Origin of the sequence: Ferruginibacter paludis (assembly GCF_030409685.1) — a bacterium.
Classification (GTDB): Bacteria; Bacteroidota; Bacteroidia; order Chitinophagales; family Chitinophagaceae; genus Ferruginibacter; species Ferruginibacter paludis.
Genome location: NZ_JAUFQJ010000001.1, coordinates 178,722 through 192,397, shown reverse-complemented (window position 1 = coordinate 192,397; position 13,676 = coordinate 178,722). Strand labels below are relative to the sequence as shown.

Here is a 13,676-nt window from a genome sequence, read left to right as displayed (position 1 = left end):
TATAATTTTCCAATAAAAAAATAACAGGAAGGACGCAGGTGTAATTGGGTAAGATTTCAGACTCTATAAAGGTATGTAATTTGACTGAAACGGGCAAAACGATGAGCGTATGTATATTGCATGGATTACTTTCGGGTTTCCCGGTATGCCATCAACTACTAGATTAAGCGACGTCGGGGAAACATTGCATGCACAAGGAGGACTTAGTATTTTTATTTAAAGTTCCTTCTATCATCACTGTAAGGGTTAGTAGCATTTGCTGCCGCTGTTGGTGCTGGTGTTCGGAAGGGACGATCATCTGTGGGTTACCTCGCGGCCGTTCCAGTGATCTCAGGGATCTGCTATTGTAAATTCAATTACCGCTGCATATATTAACTTAACTAAATAAAAAAGACCGCAACTTAATCGCTGCGGTCTTCCTTTTTATTTTCACTACAACACTACTTCACTTCTTCAAACTCAGCATCTGTAACGTTTTCTGCATTGGCATTACCATCTCCCGCGGCCTGCTCTCCGCCGGCATTACCCTGTGGTTGTTGCGCACCTGCGTTATCCTGAGTTGCCTTGTACATTTCCTCACTGGCTGCTGTCCATGCTGCGTTCATTTCTGCCACGGCCGAATCAATTTGTGACAGGTCCTGTACCTTATGGGCTTCCTTTAATTTAGTAAGGGCGGCTTCTATTGGTGCTTTTTTACCACTGCTGATTTTATCACCATATTCCTTCAATTGTTTTTCGGTTTGGAATATTAAACTATCAGCCTGGTTAATTTTTTCAATCTTTTCTTTTTCAGCTTTATCAGTCGCTTCATTTGCCTTAGCTTCATTCTTCATCTTTTCGATTTCTTCTTTGCTTAAGCCACTGCCTGCTTCAATCCGTATATTATGACTTTTGCCTGTGCCTTTATCTTTTGCAGTAACATGTAAAATACCGTTTGCATCAATATCAAAAGTTACTTCTACCTGTGGTACACCACGGGGTGCGGGAGGTATATCGGTTAAATTAAATTTACCCAAACTCTTGTTCTGGTTGGCTAAAGGCCTTTCACCCTGCAGTACATGTATTTCAACACCGGGCTGGTTATCACTTGCAGTACTAAAGGTTTCAGATTTTTTGGTTGGAATGGTTGTATTGCTTTCAATCAACCTCGTCATAACGCCACCCATGGTTTCAATACCAAGACTTAATGGCGTAACGTCTAACAACAAAACATCTTTTACATCCCCTGATAATACTCCGCCTTGTATTGAAGCGCCAATGGCAACCACTTCATCCGGGTTAACACTGCGGTTGGCTTTTTTGCCGAAAAACTTTTCTACAATTTCCTGTACTTTAGGAATACGGGTACTACCACCCACCAAAATAACTTCGTTGATATCGTTGATTGTTAAACCAGCATCTTTCAAGGCCAGTTCACAAGGTTTTAAACATCTTGAAAATAACTCATCAGATAATTTTTCAAATTGTGCACGGGTAAACTTTTTAACCAAATGCTTTGGCACACCGTCCACAGCGGTAACATAAGGCAGGTTGATTTCTGTTTCAGAAGAAGAAGATAATTCCACTTTAGCCTTTTCTGCCGCTTCTTTTAAACGCTGCCATGCCATTGGATCTTTACGCAGGTCGATGGCTTCATCTTTTTTAAATTCTTCCGCCAGCCAATCCATGATCACTTTATCAAAATCATCACCACCCAAATGGGTATCACCGTTGGTGCTCTTTACTTCAAAAACGCCTTCGCCCAATTCCAGGATGGAGATATCAAATGTACCACCACCTAAGTCGAATACGGCAATCTTTTGATCCTGGTGCTTTTTATCCAAACCATAAGCCAATGCAGCTGCGGTAGGTTCATTGATAATTCTGCGTACGTTTAAGCCCGCAATTTCACCGGCTTCTTTTGTTGCCTGGCGTTGTGCATCATTAAAATATGCCGGAACAGTAATAACGGCTTCAGTAACTTCTGAACCAAGATAATCCTCTGCAGTTTTTTTCATTTTCTGCAAAATCATGGCACTTATTTCCTGCGGCGTGTACATCCTGCCATCTATGTCTATACGAACTGTATCATTGTCACCTTTTACCACTTTGTAACTACTATGGCTGATATCACTTGTAACTTCATTCCATTTGTGCCCCATGTAACGTTTCACGCTCATGATGGTATTGTGCGGATTGGTAATGGCCTGGCGCTTTGCAGGATCCCCTACTTTACGCTCGCCATTTTTAAGAAAAGCCACAATAGAAGGTGTGGTGCGGCGACCTTCATCGTTCGCAATTACTACAGGTTCGCTGCCCTCCATTACGGAAACACAACTGTTCGTAGTTCCTAAATCTATTCCTATTATCTTACCCATGATTGATTATTTTTTTGTTTCAAGGTAGATGTTCAATGATTATGCCATAAGGTTTTGGGTGAAAAAATGGCAGGTTCATTCCATTTCACTTTCAAGACTTGCTTTAACACCAGCAGTTTATTGGAGATATGGGGTCGCACGAATGCCATCTATAAATGTTCAAAAACCCTTCACAGAGTATCAAAGAGGTTTAGCGGCTGGAAGAAGGGTCATTTTTTACTTTAAATGTAAAATGCTTGCTACTTAAATAGCTAAATAATACACTTATGGCAGTTGTAATAATTTTCGCAACAGTAGGGTAAAAGTGGAAGTACTCTACCAGTAATTTGATAAACAAAACATTGAATAATAAATTGACCATTACAATAACAAAATACCGGAACAATTGGACGTGGCTTTTTACTATCGAGTTGGTCCATACAATGTATTTTGACAATAAAAAACCGATGGGAAAAGTAATGCAAAACGCAGTGAGAAATGCCGCAGTATGTGGCTGAAAGGCAAAGAAACCAAGTTGCAATATTTGCTTTTGAAAAACAAAATTGTAGAATATAAAAAAGAGAAAAATATCTAATGCCATATTGCCGCCTCCACATGCCATGTATCTGAATGTCTGAAGGGGTATTAGCCTCCGAAATGGTTGGTAAAAAAAATCAATCAGCGTAAAAATAAAATTTATCATATCCTTTGTGGCCGCGAAGATATATGTTTAAAAAGCATCGAAAAAGGGCTGTTGGGCGAAAAGATGTTTTTTAACCCTATTACAGATTTGCGACAAACTATTTTCAGCAGAAAAATATATTCCTTCCAGAAAAGACGAAGCTAAACCGGTTGCTACATATTGGCGGACAAGTGTCTATTAAACTTCCTGAAGATTTTTTACTTTAAAAGTAAAATGCTTGTGACTGAGGTAACTGAACAACACTACAATTACGGTAGTCAACACTTTTGCGATAGTAGGATAAATATGAAAAAATTCCACGAAGAGTTTTATAAAAATATAGTTGATAAAAAAATTCATCAGTATAATTACAAAATACCGGAATAGCTGAACGTGCCCTCTCATAGTTGATTCCGTCCAAACAATATATTTGGACGTTAAAAATCCAACAGGAAAAGTGATAAAAAAGGAAGCAATGAAGGCAGCTATGTGAGGTTGAAAACTAAAAAATCCCAAGTGCAACACCTGCTTGCGAAAAACGTAATTAAAAAACACAAAAAACAAACCGATATCCAGCACTACATTAATACACCCGCAGGCAGCATACCGAAAAGTCTGAAGAGGCATCACCTTCTTAAAAAGCGGGTAAAAAAAATCTATCAAGGATATAAGGCCATGTTTAATCATACGTATTATAACGAAGATAATATAAAATCAGTCTGTCGAAATAGCAAAAATATCCAGCTTTCACCGGATATTTTCAAAATTAATGTGTTAAAAGCTTTTAAAATGTGTACCTGATGGCAAACCCGCCCCAGTTTCCGCTAAAGCCGTTGCCATAATTGTTGCCAAACTCAAATGACGGCTGCCAGTCGAGCGACAAATTGATAGGTGCTCCTCCAATTTTATAATCAAGTCCTAAAACACCATCTACCCCTATAGAAGAACCGCCGCCATATTTCGTGTTATAAAATCCCACATGCGCTCCCGGACCGATATACCATTTCAAACCGTCTGCCCCATTGATATTGCCGTGAATTTCATACAGCCCGGTGATTCTTGCACCCCTGTTCCAGAAATATGCCAGGCCTTCCAGTGCAGTATTGTCATTTACGAAATGTTTGATGGTTAAAGCGCCGGGGTAAAATTTAACGCCAACTGCAGTCGTATAACTATCGGATGTGTTATAATCAGTATGACCACCTCTTTGAGCGAAGGCTGTTGCAGAAACAAGCAGCATAACAACTGCACTTAAAATAATTTTTCTCATGTATTTAATTTGGGTTTTTGAATGTTTTGTAAAAATCATGCCAGATCATACAATTGATCTTAATTATCTCAATATCAGAAGCCTGGCAAATAGTAGTGTTAAGTATACAGTTCTTCTTTTAATGCTTTCACCCGTTCATCGGCCAGGTATTCGTCGTAGGTCATCAGCCTGTCAATCATACCCTTTGGTGTAATTTCTATAATACGGTTGGCTACCGTCTGCATAAACTGGTGATCATGCGTGGTTAATAATACAATACCCGGAAAGGTCAGCATGCCATCATTAAACGCAGTAATACTTTCCAAATCAAGGTGATTGGTTGGTTCATCCAATATAACCAGGTTAGGATTCTGCAACATCATCTTGCTGATCATGCAACGCACCTTTTCACCTCCGCTCAATACATTTGTTTTCTTTAAAATTTCATCTCCACTAAATAACATCTTACCCAAAAAGCCGCGGATAAAATCTTCATCCACATCCTTTGTATTTGGTGGTACAAACTGGCGCAGCCAATCCATCAGGTTTAAGCTGCCGGTAAAAAATTCACTGTTATCGTTAGGCAAATAGGCCGATGTAATGGTAGTACCCCACTCATATTTGCCATGATCAGCCTTCATCCTGCCATTGATAATTTCAAAAAAAGAAGTCAGTGCCACATGGTCGCGGCTTAAGAAAGCTATCTTTTGCCCTTTGTTTATATCAAAAGTAATATTGCTGAAAAGGGGTCTGCCATCAACCGATTTGGAAAGTTTTTCTACGTTCAAAATCTGGTTACCCACCTCTCTTTCCGGTTTAAAAATAATGCCGGGATATTTTCTGTTACTTGGCGTGATATCTTCAAAAACCAGTTTGTCCAACGCCTTTTTACGGCTGGTAGCCTGCTTGCTTTTAGAAGCATTAGCACTAAAGCGGGCGATAAATTCCAGCAAATCTTTCTTCTTTTCTTCCTGCTTTTTATTCTTGTCACTCGCCTGCCTTGCTGCCAGTTGAGAACTCTCGTACCAAAAGGAATAGTTACCGGTATAAATTTTAATTTTTTGTTTATCCACGTCGGCCACGTGTGTACAAACCGCATCCAAAAAGTGACGGTCATGGCTCACTACCAGCACAATGTTCTGGTAGTCGGCCAAAAAGTTTTCCAGCCAGCTGATGGTTTCCACATCGAGGTTATTGGTAGGCTCATCCAGCAATAAGATATCCGGGTTACCAAATAACGCTTGCGCCAATAGCACCCTCACCTTCACATTACCACCAATATCCTTCATCATTAGCTGGTGTACTTCTTCTTTTACACCCAACTCATTCAACAGTTGTGCGGCATCGCTTTCAGCCGTATAACCGCCCATTTCGCCAAATTCATGTTCCAGTTCTCCCGCCTTCATGCCATCTGCTTCGGTAAAATCTTCCTTCAGGTAAATAGCATCCTTTTCATTCATCAGGTCCCACATTTTTTTGTGGCCCATCATTACGGTATGCAAAACAGATACTTCGTCAAAACCAAAGTGGTCCTGCCTGAGCATAGCAATACGTTCGCCGGGCGAAATGCTTACCGTTCCCTTGTTGGGCTCAATTTCACCACTCAGTATTTTTATAAAAGTAGATTTACCGGCACCGTTGGCACCAATAACGCCATAACAATTTCCCTTGGTAAAAGAAATATTTACTTCATCAAACAAAACCCGTTTGCCATAGGCCAGGGTCACATTATTTGCACTTATCATAACTTTAAAATGTCGGCAAAGGTAAAGAATAATGGATAATGGATAATGTTTAAATGAATAATCAAATGCATTTTTTTGAGTCCGGGCATTGTTTTCCATGGCAACATACTTGCATCGCCCTCTTTTGCGACAACGCAATTGGCAGCCGTTGCCCATGGATCGAAGTTTAATTTTGAACAGGCCGTTTCAGCATCGCTGGTGATTACCAGCGTAACAACCACAACATCAAAACCATCTAACCTCATTTCATTATTTTTGCAGCATGTCAATTGTAAACACCATAAAATCGCATGTAACGGCCGCATTGTCTGCCCTATACAATCATCCCTATACAGAAAAAGATTTTCAAATCAACCAAACCAAACCTGAGTTTGAAGGAGATTATACCATTGTAATGTTTTCGCTGGTGAAGTCGCTGAAAACTTCACCGGAAGTAATCGGCGACGCATTGGGCGGCTATCTTGTTCAGCACCACCCTGATTTATTTTCTGATTTTAATATCATCAAAGGCTTTTTAAACCTCTCCATACCGGATACTTTCTGGAGCAATCTGCTTCAGGAAAATTATAGCAATGCGGCATACGGCCATAAAGAAAAAAATGGCAAAAAAGTTATGGTAGAATATTCCTCTCCCAATACCAATAAGCCTTTGCATTTAGGTCATTTACGAAATAATTTTTTAGGATGGAGTGTGGCTGAAATTTACAAAGCCAGCGGATACGACGTTATTAAAAGCTGCATTGTAAACGACCGTGGCATTCACATTTGTAAAAGCATGATTGCCTGGCAGAAGTACGCCAATGGCGCCACACCACAATCTACGGGCATTAAAGGCGATCATTTGGTGGGTGATTATTATGTGCGCTTTGAAAATGATTTAAAAGCCGAAAGCCAGATCTTAATCAACAAAATTAACCTGGCCGACCTGACAGATTTTAGCGGACCGGCGCTGGAAAAACTGGATAAGTTACTCATCGCTTTAACCAAGCTGGATGAAATAAAAGACGAAGAAAAAATCGCCAAACTGCACGACGAAATAAAAGAGTTGGCAAGGAACAATACCAAAGTAATAGCCGAAGCCAAACAAATGCTGCTGGACTGGGAAGAAGGAAAGCCGGAAGTAATTGACCTGTGGAAAAAAATGAATGGCTGGGTGTATGAAGGCTTTGACATTACCTACAAGCGCATTGGCAGCGACTTTGATAAGATCTATTATGAAAGTAATACCTACCTGCTGGGTAAATCCATTGTGCAGCAGGGCCTGGATAAAAACGTATTTTTTAAAAAAGAAGATGGCAGCATCTGGATTGATTTAACCGCCGACGGGCTTGATGAAAAACTGGTACAACGCAAAGACGGCACCTCCGTTTACATTACCCAGGACATTGGTTTAGCTCTTCAGAAATATGAAGAATTTAAGATTGACAGCAGCATTTATGTAATCGGCAACGAACAAAATTACCACATGAAAGTGTTGCAGCTGATCTGCAAAAAACTGGGCATGCCAAACGCTGATAACATTTTGCATTTAAGCTACGGCATGGTAGAATTAACCACCGGCAAAATGAAAAGCCGTGAAGGAACTGTAGTAGATGCCGATGACCTGGTAGATGAAATGATCGCCACTTCGCAGCGCCTTACTGAAGAACTGGGCAAAGTAAAAGACTTTACCGAAGCCGAGCTGAGAGACCTTTATGAAACCATTGGCCTGGGCGCTATGAAATTTTATTTGCTGCGGGTAGACCCTAAAAAAACAATGGTATTCAATCCTGAAGAGAGCATCGATTTTCATGGATTTACCGGACCATTTGTACAATACACTCATGCCAGAATTAAAAGCATTTTACGCAAGGAACCAATCATCAGCCAGAACCCAATAGATGCAACCGACCTGCTTAAACTGGAGAAAGATGTTGTTGTGTTATTGGAGCAATACCCCGATGCAATTGAACAAGCCTGCTCAGAACACAATCCTTCAGTGATAGCGATGTATGTTTTCAACCTGGCAAAAACATTTAATTCATTTTATGTAGAGCACTCCATCGCCAATGCAGAAAGCGATGAAAAGAAACAACTGCGTTTACAGCTCGCCGTTATGACAGCCAATGTATTAAAAAGCGGTATGGAGTTAATGGGAATAAAAGTGCCGGAAAGAATGTAGGATAGGCACGCTGATCAGGCGGACAAATACGGATAAATCGGATAAAAAAATCCGTTTAAATCCGTTTAAATCAGCGTCATCAACGTTTCTATCAAGACAACATCTTTTGTAACCCTTCCTTAAAACTCAGTGGCTCATAGCCAAGTTCATTTTTCGCTTTATCTATTATAAAACCAGTAGTAGCGGGCCTTTTAGCTGGCTGGGTAAAAACAGCCGCATCCACTTTTTCAATCAGCGAGGCGTCCAAATGCAGGTATTCCGCTGTGGCCATTGCCATATCATACGGACTTAAAAAATCTTTCCCGGAAATATGAAAAAGTCCGGTGACTTTTTTTTCTGCAATCAGCAAAATACCTTTGGCGAGGTCTTCAATATAAGTAGGTGTGCGCCATTGATCACTTACTACTTTTATCTTCTGCCCCTGCTCCAGGTTTTCTTTTACCCAACTGATGACATTGTTCCGGGTACCAAATAAAATATTGCCGTACAACAGGCAGGTTCTTACAATGGCATAGGGCAATCCGCTTTCAGCAACTGCTTTTTCTGCTGCTACTTTTGTACTGCCATAATAACTTACCGGGTTTACTTCATCCGTTTCTTTATATGGACCATGTATGCCATCAAAAACAAAATCGGTAGAAACAAAAATCATAAAAGCATTGATTTGCTTTGCTGCTTCCACCAAAAAACGGGTGGCCGTCACATTGATCTCCCATGCTTTGATGGGGTCCTGTTCACATTCATCCACCTGCGTTAATGCAGCACAATGAATGATGGTGTCGGGGTGCAATTTTTCCAGCAATAAATTAACCGCCATACCGTCGGTAATGTCGAGCGAATAATAGTGAATACGGCTATCCTGTATTACCAGCCGCGGTTCCCGTTTGCTGGTGGCCATTACCTCATACGAAGTTGTGTCCAGTATCATTTTTACCAGGTGCTGACCCAGTAATCCGTTAGATCCTGTTATTAAAATTTTCATTACAGTTGAGGGGTTACACCCATGTTATAAAAAATGAAAGAATAGATATCGGCCAGTGTTTCAATGTTCTTTTTAGTGTTGCTGGCGCCATGTCCGCTGTTGGTATCAATGCGTATCAGAACCGGGTTACTGCCTTTGTATTTTTCCTGAAGCGTGGCAATGTATTTAAAAGAATGCGCAGGCACTACCCTGTCATCATGATCCGCCGTTGTTACCAATACCGCCGGATAATTGATACCTGATTTAATATTATGCAGAGGTGAAAACGCATACAGGTTTTTAAAACTGGCTTCGTCCTTTTCACTGCTGCCATAGTCCGCAATCCAGTTCCAACCGATGGTAAATTTGTGAAAGCGCAGCATGTCCATTACACCCACCTGCGGAATGGCAACCCTGAAAAGATCTGATCGTTGATTGATAACAGCGCCTACCAAAAGCCCCCCGTTGCTGCCTCCGCGAATCGCCAGCTTTTGATTGCTGGTATATTTCTGCTGAATCAAATACTCACCTGCCGCTATAAAATCATCAAACACATTCTGCTTATTGAGGATCATCCCTGCCTTGTGCCATTTTTCGCCGTACTCGCCGCCACCACGCAGGTTAGCCTGCGCATAAACCCCACCTGCATTTAAAAAAGGCAATAAACTTGCGCTGAAGGCCGGCTGCAGGTTGATATTAAAACCTCCATACCCATACAACAAAGTAACATTGTTGCCATCCAGTTTAACTCCCTTCTTACTGACAATAAACATGGGTATTTTAGTTCCGTCTGTTGATGGATAAAAAACCTGCTTCGTTTCATAATCAGCTGGGCTAAAACTTACTTCGGGCTGGCGAAATACAGTGCTTGTGCCAGAGGCAATATCATATTTATAAATGGTAGGCGGAATAGTAAAAGATGTGAACACATAAAACACAAATTTGTCATCTGCTTTTCCACCTATACCGCCACCATTACCCAGGCCCGGGTATTTAATTTCATTCAATAATTTTCCTGTTAAATCATAAACATACGTGCGGCTGGTAACGTCTTTTAAATAATCAACAAACAGTCTGCCTCCGGCGGTATTGGCACTTTGCAATGGCTCCGGCTTTTCCGGTATAACTATTTTCGCATTTGCAATATCGGGCTTTGCAATGTTCACTGCTATCACTTTACTGTTCGGTGCACCATCATTTGTTTTCAAAAAAAACTGGTCTGCCGTATTGTCTATTACCTGGTAATCGCTGTTGGTAATTTCTTTTACAATTGGGATGAATGTTGTGTCGGTTGCCAGAGAAAGGTCTTTAAAATAAACGGCATTGCCATCCAATCCTTTGCCCCTGTCGCTGATGGTTAAAAATAAATAACGTTCATCTTCACTGGTTGAGGCTCCCACAAAGCGCTGCGGATTTTCTTTGTTCTCATACACCAGTTTATCTTCCTTCTGGTTGGTACCCACTACATGAAAATACACCTGGTGATTTTCATTTTTTGCACTCAGATCACTGCTGCCTTTTTGCGGTTCAGGATACCGGCTGTAATAAAAGCCATTACCCTTCCATGCCGATCCACTAAATTTTACCCAGCTTAATTCGTCCGGCAAATTGGTTCCGGTATTCATGTCACGCACATAATAGGTTTGCCAATCACTGCCTCCTTTGCTAAGTCCTACCGCTGCATAACGTCCATCCTTGCTTAAGTCAAAAAGCTGCAGACGGGTAGTTCCATCCGCACTTAATTTATTGGGATCAAGTACCAGCTCCGGTTTCCCATCCAGGCCAAACTGCCGGTACAATACGCTTTGGTTTTGCAGACCATCATTCTTGTAAAAATAAAACCATCCATTGTTTTTAAAAGGGGCTGAATATCTTGGATAGTTAAATACTTTTTCTATTGCTTCCTGGAAGCTTGCCCTGTAAGGAATTTTACCAAGATAATTTTGCGTAACTAAATTTTCTGAAGTCACCCATTCTTTGGTGGGTTCACTTTTGTCATCTTCAAGCCAACGGTAGGGATCGCTTACTTTGGTGCCAAAATAATCGTCTGTTTGTTCTACCTTTTTTGTAACGGGGTATTGTAATTGCGCATTCACTGTATTCATAATAAAAAATGTTCCTGCCAGCAGAAACAACATACTTTTTTGGGTCGTTGGCATATAATGATTTTAAAAGCTGCGGGAAAGATTTTCAAATTAAACAATTTACTGCAAAGTGAAAAAGCATTTGCTAAAGTAATCTGCGGCTTTGCATTCCGACGACATATTGCAGCGAAAAAACAAATCAAATACGCATCTATCTTTTATCAGGGAACTGTGCTTGTTTCAGGAGTAAGGGAGATAGTTAACACAAATAAAATCTTCTCTTCGCTAAGCGCATCGCTGGCACTTATAACAGGCATGTTGGAAAATTTATCATCCCGGCAATTGATACAGCTTAATACAATATTTTCTTTTTTAAAATTCAGTTTGCCGCTATTATCTGCCAATATTAAACCAGAATTAGCAGAGTTAGCTCCGTAAAACTTAAAGTCGTTGTCATTGAGCTTTATTAATTCATACAGGCTCATGCCGGCATGTACACCACTTTTAAAAAGCCAGTTGTTTTCAGCAACAAAGTTATCTTTTGTAGACAAGCTGGCTAATTTTTGTTGTCCACCGAATAGCAAATGATCAATGCCGCATTTATTAATATCATCTTTCCAGATATATACTACCTGCCGGCTGGTGTTTAAAAATAAAACCGAGCAACGGTTCACTTCGTTTTCAGAAAAGAAATACACATCACTTTTTACATTATTTTTCCCGAAATAATATACCAGCGATTCATGCGATGTAAATGCCAGCAAGTCATCCGCATACACAACATCTTTAGGATTTGGAAATACATTTTTTGACACTCTTAAGTTGAACAATTTTGTGCTGTCGCTTAACGTAAAAAAGGTACGTACCAAATATTGATTGTGTTGAAAAATCAGCGGTTGTGTGGAAAGTGAGTCGGCGGACTGGTTGGTGTAAAACCCCTTCTTTTTTAATTGGTTTACCAAGTCTCCGAATTCAGTAAACTCAGAAGTTTGATAAATAATACAATTAGCATCTTTTAACTGGGCTTCATTTATAAAGTGAAGTGAAGAATCAACCGTTGTATCACCCTTTTCCCTCTGCTTTCTGAACTGATAAAAATTAAATGAAGTGTCGTTTATAAAATCTTTACCGGTATGTTTAAACCCCTTCTTTATGATATAAGATGAAAGTTTAGCCTTAGGTAAATCCGTCATGGACAGTAGATTATCAGCAGACACATCCTGTCCTCTGCCAGCTAGCGCCGGCAGAAATAAAACAAAGAGTATTGTAACGTTCTTAACAACTATTTCTAAACGGATCATTATTAAAACATGTTTACTACAGCGACTGGACAATGTTCGCAGAAAATATAACCGCGTCTTGTATTAAAACCATACAAATATAACAATCAACCGGTGCAAAGCGATGCACCCGTGTGCAAATTCCTTCTTTAATTTAATATTAAGCAACCAATCCACAACAGGAATCACCTGCTTTTTAAACAACCACACTGAAACGACAACGGCTGTATTATATTATCTTAAATATTTTTTGGAAGCCGGAAGTATCAAAGAAACCATAAGGGTGTGCACTGCATCCGATGTACAGGTAATGACTTTGAATGTGATATTTCGGATTGTCAGGCAGCAGAAATTCACATTCATTAATAACCATGTAACTGTACGGGAATCTGACTAAACAACAGCAGTTTATGAAAAAAAATCACCGCGGGCTAAACGACAAAAAATTTGCGAACACCTTTTACCAGGAAGAAAGTTATAATAAATGCCCCGGCAACGTCCATCGAATAGTGAACATGTTGAATCAGAACAAGCACTCCAACTGCTATCGAGCAGGCAAGCACAAACCACTTATCTCTTTTTTTGGGAAGTAGTAAATACACCATAAACAGGTTGCTGGTGTGGCCTGAGAAAAAAAGATCTTTAGTAATAAACAGTCCACGCCCACCATATGTAAGGCTGGTAAGTGGGTCTTTCAATACAATTAATCCCTCTGGTGGATCAAGTGCAAACAGGTAGATCGTGGTAATCCTTAACATCAGCAGGGCTACAGTACAAGCCAGCAAGGGTAAAAAAATTGCCGGCTCCTGCACACTGCGGACAATGGCCAGCAAAAAAACGGACCATATCAAAATAAAAATAGCTACCGAAAAATCACGTGCCGGAATATATTGTAACAACCAGTCATTTAAAACTACCCCATCTCTTTTTTCAATAAAAGCAAAAAAAGAAGGCAGCAAAAGAAGCTGTGTCAGAAAAAGCACAAAGACGATAATCAGCTTTGCACGAAATAACCTGTCCTGCCAGGCGTCGCCCCATCCATAGCTTTTATCATAAGCATAACTCGTTACATTGTTCACGGTGCAAAAATAACTACCTGTTTGATAAAATGTAAAAAAAGATAAAATATTAACAACCAGTTTATAACTTATAATAGTGAGTTTTATTGCAGCACACGG

11 protein-coding genes are annotated in these 13,676 nt (G+C 40.2%); 1 reads left to right on the top strand and 10 read right to left on the bottom strand.

The features are described 5' to 3' along the window. Window positions 1-440: 440 nt before the first annotated feature. The 6 genes from dnaK to QWZ08_RS00800 all read right to left on the bottom strand — a co-directional run bounded on the left by dnaK (window position 441) and on the right by QWZ08_RS00800 (window position 6,257). Window positions 441-2,357 carry a molecular chaperone DnaK gene (gene dnaK, locus QWZ08_RS00825; RefSeq protein ID WP_290335256.1) on the bottom strand — a complete coding sequence of 639 codons (1,917 nt, stop codon included), beginning with the start codon at window positions 2,355-2,357 and terminating at the stop codon, window positions 441-443. A gap of 190 nt (window positions 2,358-2,547) precedes the next feature. Continuing rightward, window positions 2,548-2,958: a GtrA family protein gene (locus tag QWZ08_RS00820; RefSeq protein WP_290335255.1), complete on the bottom strand. Its 411-nt coding sequence runs from the start codon at window positions 2,956-2,958 to the stop codon at window positions 2,548-2,550. Between the two features lie 258 nt (window positions 2,959-3,216). Further along, the gene (locus QWZ08_RS00815) at window positions 3,217-3,681 is read right to left on the bottom strand and encodes a GtrA family protein (protein ID WP_290335254.1); all 465 of its coding nucleotides are present in this window, start codon (window positions 3,679-3,681) and stop codon (window positions 3,217-3,219) included. A gap of 121 nt (window positions 3,682-3,802) precedes the next feature. Then, window positions 3,803-4,288, bottom strand: coding sequence for a hypothetical protein (locus tag QWZ08_RS00810; protein ID WP_290335253.1), 486 nt, complete (start codon window positions 4,286-4,288; stop codon window positions 3,803-3,805). Between the two features lie 98 nt (window positions 4,289-4,386). Beyond that, window positions 4,387-6,012, bottom strand: a complete 1,626-nt coding sequence (locus QWZ08_RS00805) for an ABC-F family ATP-binding cassette domain-containing protein (RefSeq protein WP_290335252.1) — start codon at window positions 6,010-6,012, stop codon at window positions 4,387-4,389. Next, the gene (locus QWZ08_RS00800; protein WP_290335251.1) at window positions 6,009-6,257 is read right to left on the bottom strand and encodes a hypothetical protein; all 249 of its coding nucleotides are present in this window, start codon (window positions 6,255-6,257) and stop codon (window positions 6,009-6,011) included. Before QWZ08_RS00800 ends, QWZ08_RS00805 begins: the two co-directional genes overlap by 4 nt. Before the next feature lie 17 nt (window positions 6,258-6,274). Between QWZ08_RS00800 and argS the strand changes: the two genes are divergently transcribed. Beyond that, on the top strand, window positions 6,275-8,173 hold the full coding sequence (gene argS, locus QWZ08_RS00795; protein WP_290335250.1) for an arginine--tRNA ligase: 1,899 nt from the start codon (window positions 6,275-6,277) through the stop codon (window positions 8,171-8,173). 91 nt (window positions 8,174-8,264) lie between these two features. Here argS and rfbD read toward each other — a convergent pair whose 3' ends face one another. The 4 genes from rfbD to QWZ08_RS00775 form a co-directional block, all read right to left on the bottom strand. Beyond that, a complete protein-coding gene (rfbD, locus tag QWZ08_RS00790) occupies window positions 8,265-9,155 on the bottom strand; it encodes a dTDP-4-dehydrorhamnose reductase (RefSeq protein WP_290335249.1) in 891 nt (296 codons plus the stop codon). After that, on the bottom strand, window positions 9,155-11,293 hold the full coding sequence (locus QWZ08_RS00785; RefSeq protein WP_290335248.1) for a prolyl oligopeptidase family serine peptidase: 2,139 nt from the start codon (window positions 11,291-11,293) through the stop codon (window positions 9,155-9,157). The genes rfbD and QWZ08_RS00785 overlap by 1 nt, the downstream gene beginning before the upstream one ends. Before the next feature lie 146 nt (window positions 11,294-11,439). Beyond that, entirely contained in the window at window positions 11,440-12,411 is a 972-nt protein-coding gene (locus QWZ08_RS00780; protein ID WP_290335247.1) for a hypothetical protein, read from the bottom strand. Window positions 12,412-12,929: 518 nt separating this feature from the next. Further along, the gene (locus tag QWZ08_RS00775) at window positions 12,930-13,577 is read right to left on the bottom strand and encodes a phosphatase PAP2-related protein (RefSeq protein ID WP_290335246.1); all 648 of its coding nucleotides are present in this window, start codon (window positions 13,575-13,577) and stop codon (window positions 12,930-12,932) included. Between the last annotated feature and the right edge of the window lie 99 nt (window positions 13,578-13,676).

Bases quoted from the DNA above. Each gene is read 5' to 3' on its own strand.
- QWZ08_RS00800 (WP_290335251.1), bottom strand. From the start codon at position 6,257: ATGAGGTTAGATGGTTTTGATGTTGTGGTTGTTACGCTGGTAATCACC.
- QWZ08_RS00805 (WP_290335252.1), bottom strand. From the start codon at position 6,012: ATGATAAGTGCAAATAATGTGACCCTGGCCTATGGCAAACGGGTTTTG.
- QWZ08_RS00780 (WP_290335247.1), bottom strand. From the start codon at position 12,411: ATGACGGATTTACCTAAGGCTAAACTTTCATCTTATATCATAAAGAAG.
- QWZ08_RS00820 (WP_290335255.1), bottom strand. From the start codon at position 2,958: ATGGCATGTGGAGGCGGCAATATGGCATTAGATATTTTTCTCTTTTTT.
- QWZ08_RS00785 (WP_290335248.1), bottom strand. From the start codon at position 11,293: ATGCCAACGACCCAAAAAAGTATGTTGTTTCTGCTGGCAGGAACATTT.
- argS (WP_290335250.1), top strand. From the start codon at position 6,275: ATGTCAATTGTAAACACCATAAAATCGCATGTAACGGCCGCATTGTCT.
- rfbD (WP_290335249.1), bottom strand. From the start codon at position 9,155: ATGAAAATTTTAATAACAGGATCTAACGGATTACTGGGTCAGCACCTG.
- dnaK (WP_290335256.1), bottom strand. From the start codon at position 2,357: ATGGGTAAGATAATAGGAATAGATTTAGGAACTACGAACAGTTGTGTT.
- QWZ08_RS00810 (WP_290335253.1), bottom strand. From the start codon at position 4,288: ATGAGAAAAATTATTTTAAGTGCAGTTGTTATGCTGCTTGTTTCTGCA.